Origin of the sequence: Loktanella sp. PT4BL, from assembly GCF_003201935.1 — a bacterium.
Lineage (GTDB): Bacteria > Pseudomonadota > Alphaproteobacteria > Rhodobacterales > Rhodobacteraceae > Yoonia.
Window position 1 is genome coordinate 928,308 of sequence record NZ_QJJL01000001.1, and the last position, 16,459, is coordinate 944,766.

The 16,459-nt window shown below is 58.8% G+C and carries 17 protein-coding genes; 2 read left to right on the forward strand and 15 right to left on the reverse strand.

What is annotated here, in order from left to right; translation table 11 throughout:
• Nucleotides 1-50: 50 nt before the first annotated feature.
• The 7 genes from C7964_RS04465 to C7964_RS04495 all read right to left on the reverse strand — a co-directional run bounded on the left by C7964_RS04465 (nucleotide 51) and on the right by C7964_RS04495 (nucleotide 6,253).
• The gene (locus C7964_RS04465; protein WP_110278412.1) at nucleotides 51-1,034 is read right to left on the reverse strand and encodes an alpha/beta fold hydrolase; all 984 of its coding nucleotides are present in this window, start codon (nucleotides 1,032-1,034) and stop codon (nucleotides 51-53) included.
• Complete coding sequence (locus tag C7964_RS04470; RefSeq protein WP_110278413.1) at nucleotides 1,031-2,065, reverse strand: serine hydrolase domain-containing protein; 1,035 nt, start codon at nucleotides 2,063-2,065, stop codon at nucleotides 1,031-1,033. The genes C7964_RS04465 and C7964_RS04470 overlap by 4 nt, the downstream gene beginning before the upstream one ends.
• A gap of 26 nt (nucleotides 2,066-2,091) precedes the next feature.
• The gene (locus C7964_RS04475) at nucleotides 2,092-2,775 is read right to left on the reverse strand and encodes a DUF4386 family protein (RefSeq protein ID WP_110278414.1); all 684 of its coding nucleotides are present in this window, start codon (nucleotides 2,773-2,775) and stop codon (nucleotides 2,092-2,094) included.
• On the reverse strand, nucleotides 2,772-3,665 hold the full coding sequence (locus C7964_RS04480; protein WP_110278415.1) for an SDR family oxidoreductase: 894 nt from the start codon (nucleotides 3,663-3,665) through the stop codon (nucleotides 2,772-2,774). Before C7964_RS04480 ends, C7964_RS04475 begins: the two co-directional genes overlap by 4 nt.
• 221 nt (nucleotides 3,666-3,886) lie before the next feature.
• On the reverse strand, nucleotides 3,887-4,249 hold the full coding sequence (locus C7964_RS04485) for a glycine zipper family protein (protein ID WP_110278416.1): 363 nt from the start codon (nucleotides 4,247-4,249) through the stop codon (nucleotides 3,887-3,889).
• Between the two features lie 105 nt (nucleotides 4,250-4,354).
• Nucleotides 4,355-5,380: an AraC family transcriptional regulator gene (locus C7964_RS04490; RefSeq protein WP_110278579.1), complete on the reverse strand. Its 1,026-nt coding sequence runs from the start codon at nucleotides 5,378-5,380 to the stop codon at nucleotides 4,355-4,357.
• A 159-nt stretch (nucleotides 5,381-5,539) separates the two neighbouring features.
• On the reverse strand, nucleotides 5,540-6,253 hold the full coding sequence (locus C7964_RS04495) for a helix-turn-helix transcriptional regulator (protein WP_110278417.1): 714 nt from the start codon (nucleotides 6,251-6,253) through the stop codon (nucleotides 5,540-5,542).
• An 86-nt stretch (nucleotides 6,254-6,339) separates the two neighbouring features.
• Between C7964_RS04495 and C7964_RS04500 the strand changes: the two genes are divergently transcribed.
• Entirely contained in the window at nucleotides 6,340-7,305 is a 966-nt protein-coding gene (locus tag C7964_RS04500; RefSeq protein WP_110278418.1) for an alpha/beta fold hydrolase, read from the forward strand.
• Nucleotides 7,306-7,424: 119 nt separating this feature from the next.
• Here C7964_RS04500 and C7964_RS04505 read toward each other — a convergent pair whose 3' ends face one another.
• Nucleotides 7,425-8,087, reverse strand: coding sequence for a DUF4386 domain-containing protein (locus tag C7964_RS04505; protein WP_110278419.1), 663 nt, complete (start codon nucleotides 8,085-8,087; stop codon nucleotides 7,425-7,427).
• 11 nt (nucleotides 8,088-8,098) lie between these two features.
• The gene (locus C7964_RS04510; protein WP_110278420.1) at nucleotides 8,099-9,079 is read right to left on the reverse strand and encodes an NAD(P)-dependent alcohol dehydrogenase; all 981 of its coding nucleotides are present in this window, start codon (nucleotides 9,077-9,079) and stop codon (nucleotides 8,099-8,101) included.
• 97 nt (nucleotides 9,080-9,176) lie between these two features.
• Here C7964_RS04510 and C7964_RS04515 point away from each other — a divergent pair, with 97 nt between their 5' ends.
• A complete protein-coding gene (locus C7964_RS04515; RefSeq protein ID WP_110278421.1) occupies nucleotides 9,177-10,061 on the forward strand; it encodes a LysR family transcriptional regulator in 885 nt (294 codons plus the stop codon).
• 12 nt (nucleotides 10,062-10,073) lie between these two features.
• On the opposite strand, the gene C7964_RS04520 is transcribed toward C7964_RS04515, so the two are convergent.
• The 6 genes from C7964_RS04520 to C7964_RS04545 all read right to left on the reverse strand — a co-directional run bounded on the left by C7964_RS04520 (nucleotide 10,074) and on the right by C7964_RS04545 (nucleotide 16,289).
• Nucleotides 10,074-10,430 carry a hypothetical protein gene (locus tag C7964_RS04520; RefSeq protein ID WP_286163761.1) on the reverse strand — a complete coding sequence of 119 codons (357 nt, stop codon included), beginning with the start codon at nucleotides 10,428-10,430 and terminating at the stop codon, nucleotides 10,074-10,076.
• Between the two features lie 64 nt (nucleotides 10,431-10,494).
• Nucleotides 10,495-11,004 carry an anthrone oxygenase family protein gene (locus tag C7964_RS04525; protein WP_110278423.1) on the reverse strand — a complete coding sequence of 170 codons (510 nt, stop codon included), beginning with the start codon at nucleotides 11,002-11,004 and terminating at the stop codon, nucleotides 10,495-10,497.
• Nucleotides 11,005-11,071: 67 nt separating this feature from the next.
• Nucleotides 11,072-11,899 (reverse strand): NAD(P)H-binding protein, encoded by an 828-nt coding sequence (locus tag C7964_RS04530; protein WP_110278424.1) that lies wholly within the window; start codon nucleotides 11,897-11,899, stop codon nucleotides 11,072-11,074.
• 187 nt (nucleotides 11,900-12,086) lie between these two features.
• On the reverse strand, nucleotides 12,087-12,374 hold the full coding sequence (locus C7964_RS04535; protein WP_181417101.1) for a DUF1330 domain-containing protein: 288 nt from the start codon (nucleotides 12,372-12,374) through the stop codon (nucleotides 12,087-12,089).
• 117 nt (nucleotides 12,375-12,491) lie between these two features.
• Nucleotides 12,492-13,490, reverse strand: coding sequence for an AraC family transcriptional regulator (locus tag C7964_RS04540; RefSeq protein WP_110278426.1), 999 nt, complete (start codon nucleotides 13,488-13,490; stop codon nucleotides 12,492-12,494).
• 84 nt (nucleotides 13,491-13,574) lie between these two features.
• Nucleotides 13,575-16,289: a cation-translocating P-type ATPase gene (locus C7964_RS04545; protein WP_286163762.1), complete on the reverse strand. Its 2,715-nt coding sequence runs from the start codon at nucleotides 16,287-16,289 to the stop codon at nucleotides 13,575-13,577.
• Nucleotides 16,290-16,459 lie beyond the last annotated feature (170 nt).

Sequence of the window (16,459 nt, forward strand, 5' to 3'; positions counted from 1 at the left end):
CAAGGCTGCCATGACCGCCGCTTGTGCCGGACACGCGTGCTGACGCCGGATCAGTTCAGAAAGCGCCGGATCACAGAGAGCGTCGCCTGCGGTTGATCCCAGACCACGTCATGTCCGGCATCCGGTATGATGGCAAGACCGGCATCCGCAAACCGCGCTGCAAATTGGCTTTGCAGTGGACCAAGCCAGCTGTTGCAGGACCCTGTGACAAGCAGGACCGGGCCGGTAAACGCCCGCACCTGCGCCCCCAGCCGATCAACAGTTGCATCAGGCGCCCCGCGCCAGACGTTGCTTGTCAGCGCGCCGAAGCGCCAGTTGGGTGCCGTGTAGCCGCTGCCACAGTGGTACGGATTATCGGGGTGGTTGGCAAAGACGCCGACCATGTGGCCGATCAGAAAATCATCCTGCGCCGCGCTGTCCGGACCTGTGATATGCTGTGTGCGAAATCCGGCAATCACAGCCTGCCACCAGTATGTTGGGCCTGACATATAGGTGCTGCCGGTGGCCGCCCATGCCGTGCGACCTTTTGCATCCAGATATCCGGGTTCGATGAGAATTGCGCTTTGTACGTCGTCGGGGTTCTGGCCGATAAATGCGGCTGCCAGCATGGCCCCCCAGGAATGGCCGATCAGGATGGGCGGCTGTTCTGGTGAAACGATGTCAATGACAGCTTTGAGTTCTTTCAGATGGCCATCCAGCGTCAGAAGGTCTTGGGGCACACGTTCTGATAACCCTGCTCCTCTCTGATCGTAGAAGACGAGTTGGAAGCGGTCGGACAAAGCCTCGAGTGCCTGCAACGAGCGGAAGTCGCCCCCCGGGCCACCGTGCAGAACGATGATGGTCGGGGCATTTGCAGGGCCGTTCACGATCCGCATGTGCAACCTGATCCCGTTGATGTTCATGGCAGGCAAGGACGGATCATCGGTCACCAGTTGCGCGACCGTGTCATCGCCCTGCGAGCCTATAAACAGCCCTGCGATACCGGCTATCAGGCAAAGGACGACAGCGGCGATCCACTTAAGAGCGCGTTTCATTTCAATGCCTTGTGATTGGCCACCAGCCGGAGAACCTGCAGCATGAAACCGATCGGGCGTTGCGGCGCGTCGGTCTGATTGAAGGACCCGATCAGATAGATATCCTGCTCTGGCGCATAATAGGCGAAGGACCCGCTTGCGCCGGAATGGCCGATCAGTTCCGGTGTGGCGCGAAAGAGCGTCATCCAGCGGGGCAGCTTGATCCGCATCAGCCCATATCCATACTGGACAGGCAAGAAGAGCCGGTTCCATTGTCGCGCCTGCGTCGCGTTCTCTGGCTTGAAAAGCCGGTTTTGCATGTAGGCGCGCAGGAACAAGAGCATCTCGTCAAGGGTCGAGATAATACCACCGTCCGGCGCCATACTGGCCAGTATTCGGGGAATGGTCAGAAGTGTATTGTGGTGGTGGAGAGGGAGCCCAACGTCGGACCCTTGCAGGACCTTGGTATCTGTGAGACCGGTTGGCTGGCAGATGCGGGCTTGCAGCGCCTGATCAAAACTCTGCCCCGTAACCTTTTCGATCACTGCTCCGAGAAGTTGGTAGTTTGTATCGGAATAGAAAGACTTACCGCTGTCCGGCGCGGCCTGCGGCGGCAGCGCCCTCGTCATTTGCAGGACATCATCCAGGTCGTAGTGGCGATCCTTGCCTTGTTTGAGATCCGCTGCCAGATCGCTTTCATAGTAATCAGCAAGGCCCGAGGTCTGGTGCAGCAAATGCCGGACGGTCAGTTCTGCGCTGTAATCGACACCTTCGACGATATGCAGACCTGACAGATCAACATCGGGCAGGATGCTTTGCACGGTCTGATCGAGACGGATCAGGCCTGCGTCAGCAAGTTGCAGGATCAGTGTGGCGGTGAACATCTTGGAGATGCTGGCGATGGCAAAGCGGGTATCCGTTGCAGTGGTGCCGGCGCTGCCTTTGAAATCGACGCGCTTGTCGCCGGATAGAACCCGCAGCATGACATTGTGCGAATAGGGCTTTGCGCTTTCGGCATTGATCAGGGCTTGTAGGTCTTGGGAAAGCGTCATCGGTCAAGTCCTCGGGTCGTAGAAGATTATGCAAGCGTCGTTGCAGAAGGCGTTTGGCGCTCAAACACGAGTGTGAGGCCAACCGCGATGAACCATGCGATTGCGCCAAGCCCGAATACCGCGCCCGCAATGTCGCCCAGTGGTGGCAGGATCGTCAGGAGCCCGCCAAGTCCGGTCAGAATGCCAAGACCAACGACAGTTTTCCCAAAGCTGTGGTGAAGCAATCCGGCGAGGCTCACACAGAAGATCCAGACGCCGCCCGCGATTTCATTCCCGCCGCCTAGGCCGAGTTCAACCGCATGCAGGGTTTCCCAGAGTTGCACAGCCGCCGCAGTGTCGCCTTGGGCCAGCAGTGCGACCGCACGTTCGGTGGCGACATTTGCGATCATTCCGGCCCCCAGAACGAGGGTTGTCCAGACCAGTCCAAAGGCCAGTGTGATTGTGCTCCATTCCGGAGAGACCGTCTTGAAACGCCGCGCCAAAGCAACGACCAGAAGCGCGAGTGCCAGCGCGTTGATGACGTAGATCACCGTGTTCCACACGATCAAGACGGTTTGATTTTCCGCGCTGAAGCGGACGACGGCCTCTGCGTTAATGTCGTTTGTGCCGTAGCCCAGTTCGGCCAGCAAAGTGACAAGCAGGACAAAGCCGAAGATATAGGTGGCTGCACAAGTCAGGGCAGCGATGCCGCCGGTGCGTTGCATGTTCATGATTTCTTCCTTTCGGTTGGTCGCCGCAATGGGCTGACCGTCTTGATGGGGGTAAGCGTGTTTTGAAAGTGCTCTTTGAGGTGGTGGGTGCCGTGTGGTGTGCCGACCATATCGAGAGCCAATGCGCTCAGAAAGAAGCGCGCGGGCCCGTTGATCCGGCGCGGCGTCATCCACGGCAACAGGCAGAGTGCCAGCCGTCGGAGCACATCTGGCAAGAAGGTGATCCGGCTTGGTTTTTGCAGACAGGCAAAGGCCAGTTCGGCCAGTTCCTTTTGGGTGAATACGTCAGGGCCACCGACATCAATCCAATCCAGCCCTGCCGCGACGGCGTCTGCGGTCGCGACCGCGAGATCGGCGCCGTGGATCGGGTTGATCCGCTTTTCGCCGGTCCCGAACAGCCAGACCCGGCCGGATTGCGCCATCGCCAGAAAGTCGCCCATGTCCGAGAAATAGCCTGTCGGTGCGACAATTGTGGCAGCGACCGTGCTTTGCTGCAGTTCGGCAACGAAGGCGGATTTTGCGGCCACCATCGGGACGTGTCCCAGATCGGCCGCACGCAGGACGTGGATGTAGGCAAACCGGCTTGCCCCTGCATTCTCGGCTTCACGTAGAAGATTGAGGTTCGCCTGAAAGTCCACGTCCCAATAGCCAAGCCCGTCTGTCTGCCGCGTGATGCCTAGGCATGACACCACCAGTTCGGCACCGGCCATTGCACCTTTAAGACTGGCAGGGTCGGTTGCCTGCGCCTCGACCAGTTGGTCGGCTGCGATCGGTGCGGCAGTGGTTGCTTTGCGGACAAGGGCGATAACGTACCATCCGCGGCGTTGGTATTCTGCGCAGAGATAGCGGCCAAGATAGCCCGTTGCCCCCGCAATAAAGACGCGTTTCATGGCGTGTTCCTTTCGTTTATCCGGCGCGTGGGCTGGGGCGGAACAGACTTTTCAGGAAAGACCGTATTCCAGGGATCAGCCGCGTTCTGCGCGGCTGATCCCCGAGGCCAACGTCCTGAAAAAGACGTTCCGGGATGTCGTGCCGCCCACACCGCACTTGATAGCCCGTCCCCAAGAGCGGGTCGGTGCGATGACGGGAATTTCCAGCCAACGTCCCGGCCTCAACCGACGACGCGGTGGCCGCGTCCGCGCAGGCATTCCACCACGATGGATTCGCGCCTTTCGCTGACGTCCACGGCACTTGCGATGCCGCCGGCCAGCGCGCCTGCAATGGCGCCGCCCATGGCATCGCCACTGTCGGCTTCACCAAGTGCGGCACCGGCACCGGCACCAAGGACAGTCGCCGCCATCGTTTCCTGATCGAACTGTTTTTGGTTGCGCGCGAGGGCCTGACAGGCCTCAAGATCGGCCTGATAGGCCGGTGTCGGTGTGCCATCCAGAATGGGTGTGTAATTGGCACCGCTGTCGGCGCAGGCTGCGACCAAACCAAAACCGGCAAGGGCGATAAAGAATGTGTGTTTCATTGTGTGTACTTTCTCTTTTGTGTTTCGAGAAAGCAGATAGCCGGTCGCCGCCTGTCATGGCATGACCGCAGGCATCAATGAATTGACACTTGGTAACAGACCCGATCAAGCCGCCTGATTGAAGTAGGCAGTTGGGCTCAGGCCCGTCCAGCGCTTGAAGGCACGGACAAATGATGAGGCTTCGGAGAACCCCAGCAGATAAGCCGTTTCGTTGACGGTCACTTTCTGCGCGTCGAGATACTCTATCGCCATGCGCCTGCGCAGGTCATCATGGATTTCGGCGAAAGTGATCCCTTCATCCTTGAGCCTGCGATAAAGTGTCTGGCGGCTCATGCCGGTATCTTTTGCGACCCTGTCCATCGAGATTGTACCTTCATGCAGTTTGGGCAGGATCTGTGTTTCAATCTGTGCGCGGATGGATGTGTCGGCCTGCAGTTCCTTGAGCATGGCGTCGGCATGGCGCGTAAAGACACCAAAGGCGTATGCGTTTCCCGGTTCGAACAGTGTTTCGGGGCTGTCCCAGACGGGATCAATCCGGAGTGCATTGCGGTTGGCATGAAACTGCACCGGAACGCGGAAGAGCTCTGGATATTGGTCGACATGCGGGGGCGGGGGATAGGTGACCTCCAACCCGATTTCGAATGTCGCGTCAGGGAAGGACCGACGGAATTCGCTGATAAAGCGCGCAAACGATGCTTCGATGCCCAGATACTGGTCCGGCGGGACAATCAGATGGTCAACAATCCAGAGCCCGTCTTGTGTGTGCTGAAGTTCGAAGCGGGGTGCACCGGCAGGCAGGTTCACGTCGGCCATCAAGTGCAAATAGCGGTTCAACCGGTCAATGGAATGCGCAAGCGACGCCGAGGAGTGGACGATCTGCCCGACAACCGACATGGTCTCAAGTCGCGATTCCAACGTGTGCCTCAGCAGCAAAGCCGTATCGCCGGTTTGCTGTATCGCGGTACCGATCAGCGCCTGATAGGCTCCAACAGGAATACGATTGTCCTGATCCGACAGATCGTCCTCGGTCAATCCGCTTTCTGCAAGCAGCGTGGTCCGGTTTGCGCCTTTGTCGCATGCGTACTCTGCGAAGGCTGCGGCAAAACCCGCTGCCATAGTCTGTTCTGCCACAATCATCACCTCACGCGTGTTTCGCGGCACACAATATGTCTGGTTTGAGGTTTCAATCAACCGACACGGTTTGGCGGCAAGGATTCCAGCCCGAAACGATGGCCTTTCAGCGTTGCGGTACCGCGATTGAGGCAGACAAGCGCAGTGCCGTACCGTTGTCTATGCATAGCGCACAGGCTCTACGCCATCATCAAACGTGACGTGTCTGGACCGGAACGGTGCGCCTTCGACGGCGACCGGTTGAGAGATGCGGTCCATCCTGAAGTGCCGGAAATCCTGGCGCAAAGGATCCCACGCGACCAGATACCAAAGAGGTGGCAGGATAAGCATGGCTTGTGGCTCAACCTGCCGCTCGGTTTTGACCCCTTTTGCATCCGAATATTGGAACCGAAGGCATTGTCGGCAAAGAAAAGCCTGTTCAAACGCGGGCAAGAGATCAGGGACCATCTCTTGCACCCCTGAAGTATCAACCGCAGCGGCGAGTGGCCCAACATAGAGACACTCGAGTAACCTGCGCAGATCGCGCAGCTTGTCAGGTGGCAGCGCCTTTTCGATCTTGGCAAGCCCCGCATCGGCCAGACTGGAGAAAGGCAGCATTGCCGCAGCGCGCATGCTTGCCACGCTGATGATCAATGCGAAAACCTCGGGAACCGACAGTTGGGCTCTCGTCTGCACTGAACTCGGGTCCAGATACAATCCACCCCCGCGTCCCTGTTCTGCGTGAATGACATAACCCTCGTCCCGCAGGGCCGAGAGGTCGCGGATGATTGTGCTGCGCGATGCACCGACCTCAACGCACAAGGCCTCAATGCTGCTCGTGGCGCTTCGGCGCAGGCTGCGGACAATGGCATCTTGTCGGATACGGCTCTTCATTATGATCGTTTACCACACAAAGGTGTCAATTTCTGGAATGTTTTCGAAGTAGCCGTTTCTCGGTTCATCAATCAGGAGAAGCGACCATGCAAACGACCACAAACTTTCCGTCACCGACCGTTGTCACATTGAACGGCATTCGGCTCGAAGTCTTTGAAGCAGGACAAGAGAACAGAGGAAATCCGATTGTTTTATGTCATGGATGGCCAGCGCATGCCTATTCCTGGCGGTATCAGATGCCCGCACTTGCGGCGCAGGGCTATCACGTGATCGTTCCGAACCAGCGCGGATACGGAAACTCATCGTGCCCGCCGGAAGTCACAGATTATGATATCGCCCATCTGACCGGAGATCTTGCAGCGCTTCTTGATCACTATGGCTATCACGATGCTGTTTTTGTGGGCCACGATTGGGGGGCAAACGTGGTCTGGAGCATGGCGCTTTTGTATCCGGAGCGCGTGAAAAGCATCATCAACCTCGCGTTGCCCTATCAGCCCCGCACGCCGATGCCCTGGATCGACTTCATGGAGGCCGTGTTTGGCGAGGACAACTATTTCGTTCACTTCAACCGCAAGCCCGGCGTGGCAGATGCCATTTTGCATGCCAATACGCATCAATTCCTTCGGAACCTGTTTCGCAAGAATCTGCCATCGGTTCAGCCCGATCCCGGCATGATGATGATCAATCTGGCACAGGCGGCGTCTGCCCTTGGTGAGGCCGTACTGAGTGACCGTGATCTTGCTGTCTTCGCGGCATCCTTTGACGCGACAGGGTTCACACCGAGCATCAACTGGTACAGGAACATGGATCGCAACTGGCATATTCTGGCGGATGTTGATCCGGTCATCGCACGACCCGCGCTGATGATTTACGGAGAGCGTGACATGATCCCCGAATCTGACAATCTTGCGGATTTTGTACCCAACGTTGAGGTGGCGCGCCTTGATTGTGGCCATTGGATTCAGCAGGAGATGCCCGAAGAAACGAACCTGCTGATCTTGCAGTGGTTGACAGAGCAGACTGCAAGAACTTCCGTTTCTGTCAGATCATAGCGGTAAAGCCAATCGCGTGCTGGACCCTGCAAAGGGCTTTCGCAACTGCCAACTCAGGTTGGCAGTTGCGTGAAAGAGCCTGATCTATTGCTGCCCGACAGGTGTTGTGCCACCTGTTGTCAGCCGGCGGTGGCCTGTCTGCCGATCCCCGGCAAGACAAGCAACCAAAGACAGAATGCCGTTTCGGCGATGAGCGGCACGACATAGGCCGGTGCAATGAGCCCATGAAATTCCGGTGCAGCAAAGCGCAGGATGCTGCCGGTCAGGTACACCAGCCCCGACAGGCCGATACCAAAACCCAGAATGCGCGGAACAAAGCCGGAGTTGATAATCAGCACAGCCGTCAGCAGACAGTTCACACCAAAGAAGATCAGACCCAGATCGTAGCCATAGGCGTGCAAGCTGATGAAGCTCAGCGCCAGACCGGCATCACCGACGACGAGCGCCGCCTGTAGGTTGAGCAGGCCCGCCGCGATCAAGCCCGACTGGAGCAGCCGGAAGACCAGCGCGCCGAGTGCCAGCCCTGCTGACACTTGACGCAACATCAAGAAGAGCAGAACAGCCAGTGCCGCGTCGGCCAAGGCCATCACGACGTCTGCCAAAATCGAAAGGCGGAACCGCATTGTTTCGGCGCCGATCGCCTGCATTGTCCGTTCTGCTGATCCCAAGTCGATCAGCGGTCCGCGCAAGGCAACCTCTGATCCGACGCCGCAGAGAATAATGATCAGGTAGAACAGGCCAGCAAGGCGTGCCTGCCGAGGGGGGATGGGAAGCGTTTTCATTTCAGCACCCCCTAGACCACGACGACATTGCCGCGCTTGCGGCCTGTCTCGACGTAACGGTGGGCCTCGACCAGATCAGCGAGCGGATAGGTGCGGTCCATCACCGGCGCGAACGCGTTTTTGGCCATGAGCGCGAGGATCTCTGCGAGTTCTGCACGATGGACGGCAGGTTTTGACATGCCTGCTGCCGCGAACCTTGCCTTTTTGTGTCCGAACAATCCTGTGAGGATCATGTCGCGCAGCAGCGCCAGCCCCAACACCGGACACATGTAGGTCCCGTCTTTGGTCAATGCGGCTTTGGCGGCGCCGAAGGATGCGACACCGAGCGTGTCGAAAATGACATCGTATGTGGTGCCGCGCGTGAGCGGGTCTTGCGCTTTGTAGTCCACCACATGATCGGCCCCGAGCGACCGAAGCAAGTCTGCGTTGCGTCCGCTGGCGCTGGCGGTGACCTGTGCGCCCAAGGCCTTGGCAAACTGGACTGCAGCGGTGCCGAGACTGCCTGAGCCGCCCAGTATGAGGACCTTTTGACCCGGCTGGACGCCTGCGATGCGGGTCAGGAAATGCCATGATGTCATGGCCCCGTCGAAAAGCGTGGCGGCCTCTTCGTGGGACACGGTGTCCGGCTTTTTCAGAAGGCTGCCGTTCTGGTCCAGACAGATGTGTGTGGCGTTGGCGCCGAACTGCAGCCCCGCTTCGCCGAAAACGGCATCGCCAACACGGTATTTTGTTACCTCATCACCGACCGCGATGATCTCACCGGAAAAACATGTTCCGGACAGTCCGGCCCGTGGCCGCTTTAAGCCCAGAAAAAGGCGCGCAAATTTCGGCTGGCCGGCCCGCATCAAACCATCGGCGCGGGAAACGGCAGAGGCGCGAATGCGGATCAAGACTTGGCCGGCTGTGGGTTGCGGGGCGGGCCGCGAGACAGGTTTGAGTACGTCGGGACCACCGTAACGGGTGACGTCCCATGCATCGAATGTGGCTTTCATGATATTCTCCTTTTGCATGAAAGAAGAAATACCGGATTTAAATTGATCCAATAATTGTCTAAGATGAACCATAACGGATCATAAACGTTACACTGTCATGTTGGATTGGAAATCACTGCCTGCCTTTCTTGCCGTCGCGCGGTCAGGGTCACTGCGCGCGGGGGCCGAGCAGGTGAACGGGACGCACGCCACAGTTCGCCGCCAGATTGAAGGTCTGGAGGCGCAATTGGGCACGACACTGTTTCGCCGAAACGCTGGCGGGCTGACACTTACGGCGGCAGGGCGGCGTTTGCTGCCGCAGGCGATTGAGGCAGAGGCCGCGCTGCTTAAGGGGTTTAGTGCTGTGAAAGGGCTGGATCGCGAAGCATCGGGACGGATCCGGCTTTCTGCTGATCCGATGACGGCGCATTATCTGCTTGCCCCTGTTCTCGCGGATTTTGCCGCGCTCTATCCCGAGATCGAGATCGAACTGAAGCTTTCCTACTTTCTCGACTCGATTGAAAAGGACGAAACGGATGTGTCCATCCGTCACGTGCTTTCGGTTGACGAAGATGCCGTCGGCCGAAAGCTGTTTCCGCTCTCGCTGGGGGTTTTTGCGTCCCGCAGCTATATTGACGCCAGGCTGCCAAAGGCGGGCGCGAAGGGCAAAGGCCTGAACTGGATCGGCTACGGGGACGTGCCCGAGATGCAAACGATGATTGCGGCCACACCTTTTTCGCAGGCACGTGTCCGGCATATCGTGGGCGATCCGCAAATGCATCTGCATCTCGCCCGTGCGGGGGCTGGTATGACGTTCCTTTCGCATTGGGCATCAACGGTGTTTCCGGAACTCCAGCGTGTACCCGGAACGCAGTTGGATCAAAGGCGCGCGACATGGATTCTTTTGCATGGTGGATTGCGCCGCGTTCAGCGCGCGCGCCTTTTGGTGGATTATCTGAGTGCGGCACTTCTGGAGCGGCGGGCTGCGTTCATCGGTCAGTAAAACCTCTGGCGGCTAGGCCCAAACGACCGCAAGTGTGAGGCACAACAGCACTGTCATGATCGGGCCCCAGAGCCTGCGTTCTGCTGAAGATGGTGTAATCCAGTTCAGGATGGTTGAAATGCCAATGACAGCCACCGCAGCCCAAGTTGTCCAGCGCGGCCAGTGTGGCCAATGTCCCTCTGCTGAAAGGAGCGCCAAAGCGATCGCCCCCAGCAGTAGGATTGACACGGCTGCAATGATCCGCCCCGCCAGCGGTAAAGGTCCATCGACCTGACCGCCCTGGGTCAGCCGCCCCCATGGTGCTCCGGCGATAAGCGCCACCTGAAAGCCGATGATGCCGACGATCATAAGACAAATGAGATAGATCATGGACACCATCTTACCCATGTGAAGGCGGCCGCATCAATCGGCGCTTGACGCCGGGAAACCTGCATCACACCGGCTGTGTCTGGTTTTGTGTCACCCACAATAGCCCGAAGAGAAGCAGTGCGGCGGACACAGTGCAGGCAATTGTGCGGACAGAGTTCCAGAAGGTCCAGCGCGGAACGTAGGTCTGCAGCCAGTAATCGCGTGTCATGTCTGATGACATCTCCATGCCCGCCAGCGCCTCGTTCATCGGGACGTTGAAGAAGACTGTGACGCCGAAACAGCCGACAAGATAGACAAGTCCGGCCAGCATTATCAGCGTTCCGGCTGGTCCGGTAAGGCCAAGCGCGCCATAGCCTGCGATGATCAGCGACATTGCTGCCATGCCCAGAAACAGCGCCATGAAAACCCAGCGAAAGACCTCGCGGTTGATGACCTGCATGGCTTCGACGCCGCCATGGCCGCCCGTCTGTGCCAGAGACCGCATGATGAAGTCGGAAAAGGCAAGAAAGACGCCGCCCACAAGGGCGTATGCGAGAATTGCGAATTGGATGAGAAAGAAGAAAGTGGTCGACATTGTCGGGACTCCTGATTGCGTGAGGCGGCAGGAGAACGGGGTCTCCTGCCTGATGGTGTGGGGTGGGTTATGCGGCAGCAGACCATGCGCCTGCGGCCATTGCGGTTTCGGCAAATTCAGCGAAATCGCGGGGCTTGCGGCCTAGGGCACGTTCAACGCCGTCGGTGGTATTGGCATTCCGGCCATCCAGCGTTTCGCGGGCGATCTGTGTGAAAACATCCGCCACAAACTCACCGCCAGCTGCCGCTACATTGGCGTGGAAATCGTCATAGCTGATCGGCACGTATTGGATGTGGCGCCCAAGCGCTTTGGTCAGTTCCCCGGCCATCTCGGCGAAGGTCATCAGGCGCGGGCCGGTCACCTCATAGCGTTCGCCCAGATGCCCGTCTTCGGTCAGGGCCGCGACGACAACATCGGCGATGTCATCAATGTCGATGATCGGCTCGACAACGTCACCGCCCGGCATGGGGAGTACACCACCCATGATCGGATCTCGCAGATACCCTTCGCTGAAGTTCTGCGCGAACCATGCGGCCCGTACGATGGTAAAGGGCAGGCCGGAGTTGCGGACGATATCTTCGCCCATGCTGGCGAAATGCTCGCCCCGACCGGACAGCAGGACGATATGCTGGAGGCCGGTTTCCTGTGCGACTTTGGTAAAGGCCGCCAGCTGTTCCACAGCACCCGGGAAGGCGAGGTCGGGGAAATAGGTGACGTAGGCTTTGGAGACGCCGCGCAGGGCAGGGGCCCAAGTAGAAGGGTCTTCCCAGTCGAAAGGGGTTTCGGAACGTCGCGCGCCGCGGCGGACAGCGATGCCTTTGGCTTCGAGTTTGCTGGCGACGCGGGAGCCGGTCTTGCCGGTTGCGCCGATAACGAGGATTGGTTGGTCAGTCATGTTTATTCTCCTTGGTTCAAGTTGATGGCCAAGGTTTAGAAAGATTGACGGGTGCCGGTATTGACCACCATTGCCAAGATTTTGACATTTGCTGCCAAGGCGGTTTCGCATTCGATCATACCGCAAAACGAAAAGCGGCGCCGGGATGCCCGACGCCGCTTTCTTCAGGTGCAGTGTTCTGGTGTGGTTACTCTGTTTCGTAGAGCGTGAATTGCATCTCTGCGGCTTCTTCGCGAAGCGGCTTGCAGGCCGTGTATTCAGGCGAGGTAAACCATGTCTTGGCCGATGCGACATCGGGGAAACGCACCATGGCAACGGATTGTTTTTCTTCTTCTCCAACCAGTGCGGCTACTTTCTCGCCCATGGCGACAAACTCGCCACCGTGGGCCAGCACGGTCGGGCCTGCCGCAGTGGCATAGGCGTCCATTTTTGCGGCATTCTTCACGTCGAAACGTGCAACGATAAGTGCGGTCATTTTCATTCTCCTTGGTTCAGTTTGATGGCCAAGGTTTAGAAAGACTGACGGGTGCCGGTATTGACCGCGCCTGCCACTGCTTTGACATCTGCGGCCAATACTGCAGGGTGCCGCGCCTTACTTGAGCGATTTCCGGTAGGTTGCGGGTGTTACGCCCATCCACCGCTTGAACGCGCGGTTAAAGGCGCTTTGCTCGGAATAACCGGTCAGGAAGGCGATCTCGGACAGTGCGTAGCGTTCTTCGCGCAGCATGGCTGTTGCGATCTCGCGGCGGGTCTCTTCTGTCAGGGTTTGAAAGCTGAGCCCTTGTTCTGCGAGCCGCCGGTGAAAGGAGCGGGCGCTCATGCCGAGCGCGCGGGCGATCTGCGCCATTTTGGGCAAGCCTTCGCTCAGTGCGCGCGCGATTTCGCTTTTGGTCCGGGTTTGCAATGCGGGGGTGTCATCAATGCGGGCAAGCTCTTGGTCCAGATGTGACACCAGAAACTGTGTGATCCCTTCATCGCCAAGCAGATTGGGCGCAGAAACCGCGTCATGGGACATCAGCATCGCATCCATATCCGCCCCGAAATGAACCTGACAGCCGAAATAGGCTTCGTGATGCTCGGGTGTCTTGGGCGCGCTGTGCCTGAAATAGACCGCCAGCGGGGCAAATGGTCGGGGCGACACCTGCCTGCCAAGTGACACACCACTGACGAGGTCCGCCTCGATCGAGATGCGCATGCCAAGCCGCCGCGCCCCGTCGCGGTGCTCGATGAAGAGGTAACCTTCATCGGTGTTACGCAATTCGTATCGCGCCACGCTGGTCCACAGACGCCAGTATCTTTCGACGCGGGAAAATGACCCCAGCAGATTGGGCGCGGCCTTCCACGCAAGACCGAGGGCGCCATATTCGTCCGGACGCATCGCTTTGCCGACGATCACGGGCAGTGGGGTGATATCCATCTGCTGTGCCATCATCTCGATCATGCTGTAGTAGTCGTCCTCATCCAGCATGTGGGTCGGGTCCGCGGGGCCGTCCGCATCCAGACCAACCGAGGCAAGCACAGCCTTGGTATCAATCGCGTCGCCTGCGGCGTGCGCTACCTTTCTGGCAAAGAGCGAAGTGATCTGACCCATGTTCGCAGGTTAGCCTGATCGAAAGAACGCGCCAAGTGGCAGTCATGCGCCCGCTGCGCGGGTCAGGTGCGCCGCTCGGAACGCTCATTCCCCGCTTGCACGGTCATGGCGGTTCAACCAGTCCGGACCACGGATGACATGCCAGCATTGTCCCAAAGCAAGCGGCACGAGGCTGGCACATGCTGCAAGCGCCAGTCCGTTCCAGCCGGGATCCGGCAGACCCAGAAGGACCGAGAGCCACGGCGTCCACAACGCTATTCCGATCAGCGCGAGGCACAGGAAGATCGCACCCCAGACATAGAGGTTGCCTGTGACCTCATTCCTGAGAATCCCTGCATCGGGGTCACGCACGTTGAACACATTCCACAGTTGCGCCAGCGCCAGCGTAAGAAAGGCAACTGTGATGGCCGGTCCGCTTGCAAGGTGCAGCCAAAAGAGCGCCAGCACAAAGGCCCCGAGAGTTGCCACCGTGATGGCAGCGCCGAGAATGGCAATCAGCATCCAACGTGGGCGGTCGACGATCTCTTGTGCAGGATCGCGTGGCGGTTTTTGCATAATGGTCTCGTCGCCGCGCCCCAGACCTAGTGCGAAGGCCGGAAACACATCCGTGACGAGGTTTAGAAACAGGATCTGCAAAGGGAGGAGTGGTGCCGGCAAACCGGCGCTCACGGCAATGCCGACCACCAGAACCTCGCTGACGTTGCATGACATCAGATAGACGACAAACTTGCGAATGTTATCGAAAATCACGCGGCCCTGACGCATCGCTGCGATGATGGTGGCAAAGGCATCGTCCTGCAAAACCATATGTGCGGCCTCTTGTGCCACCTGCGTGCCACGTTGCCCCATGGCAATGCCGATATCGGCCTTCTTGAGCGCCGGTGCGTCATTGACGCCGTCACCGGTCATCGCCACGATATGCCCTGCATTCTGAAAGAGTGATACAAGCTTCAGTTTTGTGTCGGGTGCGACCCGGGCAAAAACGTCCGCAGACAGAAGCCGTGCGCGATCCTGATCACTGATCTGGTCGACATCCAGATCGGCCAGTTCGCGACCTTCAACCACGGTCAGATCACCATGCCCAAGGCCTGCTTCGCGTGCAATTGTTTCGGCTGTGCTGGCGTGATCGCCGGTCAACATAATGACGCGGACGCCGGCCGCGCGACTTGCAGCGATTGCATCGGGTACATCTGCGCGCACAGGGTCAACCAAACACACAAGACCGACCAGCGTGAGCCCTTCATAATGTGGCGCATCTTCACTGTCGGCGTGCTTCATCGCCAGCGCCAGCAGGCGCAGGCCTTCGCCCGCCGCCGCAGCACTGCGGTCTTTCCAGTCCTGTCGCGCGTGATCGTCCATGGCGCGCGCGCCATCTGCCGTCTGTACTTGCTTGCAGACGTCGATCACGGCCTCGGGTGCGCCTTTGACGGCCACCAGATAGGCATTGGCCGCGCGATGGACCGTGGCCATCATCTTGGTGTCAGGGTCAAAGGCGTGTTGGTGGACTTTTTCATTTGCCGCCAGCAATCCATCCCGCCCGAGCCCGGCTTTCTGGGCAAGCGACAGAAGCGCGATTTCCATCGGGTCGCCCGAGGGATGGTGCTTTGCGCCGTCGCCCAAGTCTGCATTGTTGCACAGCGCCCCGATCCGGATCGCCCAAGCCAGACGGTCATCGCTGACAGGATCAATTGTATCCCCGGCAATAAAAAACCTGCGAACATCGCCGTCGCTTTCGACACGCACCTCAGCATCAGCCAGCAAAAAGCGCGCCGCACTCATGCGGTTTTCGGTGAGTGTTCCGGTCTTGTCTGTCAGAATAACTGTAGTGGCCCCGAGTGTTTCGACGGACGAAAGCTGCCGGATCAATGCGTTGCGCTGGCTCATCCGCCACATCCCGTGCGCAAGACTGAGCGTCGCGACCACCGGCAAGCCTTCGGGAATGGCGGCAACGGCCAAGGCGACGCCGGTCTGCACCATCTCTGTTACGTCATAGCCGCGCAAGATACCCACCACGATCGTCAAGACTGCCAGTGACATTGTCAGCCAGACGAGCCGATGCCCCAACTTGTCCAGCCGGCGTTCCAGCGGGGCCGTGTCGCTTTGCGCTGATTGCGCAAGGTCGCTGATCTGGCCGATTTCCGTGTCCATGCCCGTCGCGACAACTACACCCTCACCCGTACCGAGCGTGATCGCTGTGCCTTTGAAGGCCATGCTGGCGCGATCACCCAAAGCGGCGTCCAGCTCTGAAGGGTTTCGTGATTTCATTACCGGCACAGACTCACCGGTGAGTACGGATTCATCGGCCATGAGACTTGCGACTTCGGTCAAGCGCAGGTCTGCAGTCACCATATCGCCGGCCTCGAGGATCACGACATCGCCGGGCACGAGCTCATGTGCGTTGATCTTCCGCACATCGCCGCCGCGCCGCACCCGCGTCTGCACCTGTGCAATCTGCATCAGTGCCTCCATCGCGCGGGCGGCCCTGAGTTCGGTGAAAAAGCCGATTGCCCCGTTGATCAGCAGCACAACGACAATTGCGATACCTTCTGCAAAGTCACCCAGAACGAAAGACATCAACGCCGCAGCGGCAAGCAGCCAGACGATCATGCCCTTGAACTGGTGCAGGAGGATCGACAGGGTACTTTTCTTTTTCTGTTGGCGCAGACGGTTTGGCCCGTGTGCGTCCAGTCTCGCGCGTGCGTGGGATTGGTGAAGCCCCTGCGCGGTATCGACCTCCAGTCGGGCGCCTATTTCTTCCACCGATTGCGCATGCGGGTTTTCGACCAGGGGTTTGGACATCATGTTCCTGCTTTATCTGGCAAGGTTGCGCCAGTGTGCCTGCGACGCGGTTCCGTCGGAAACTGCCACACTGTGTTTGATGTCGCTTTGACCCTGATCAATCAGCCGTCCGGATTGACCAATGGCACGGCACAAAACCGGCCGCGTTCGAAAAGGTGTCAACCGGTGCA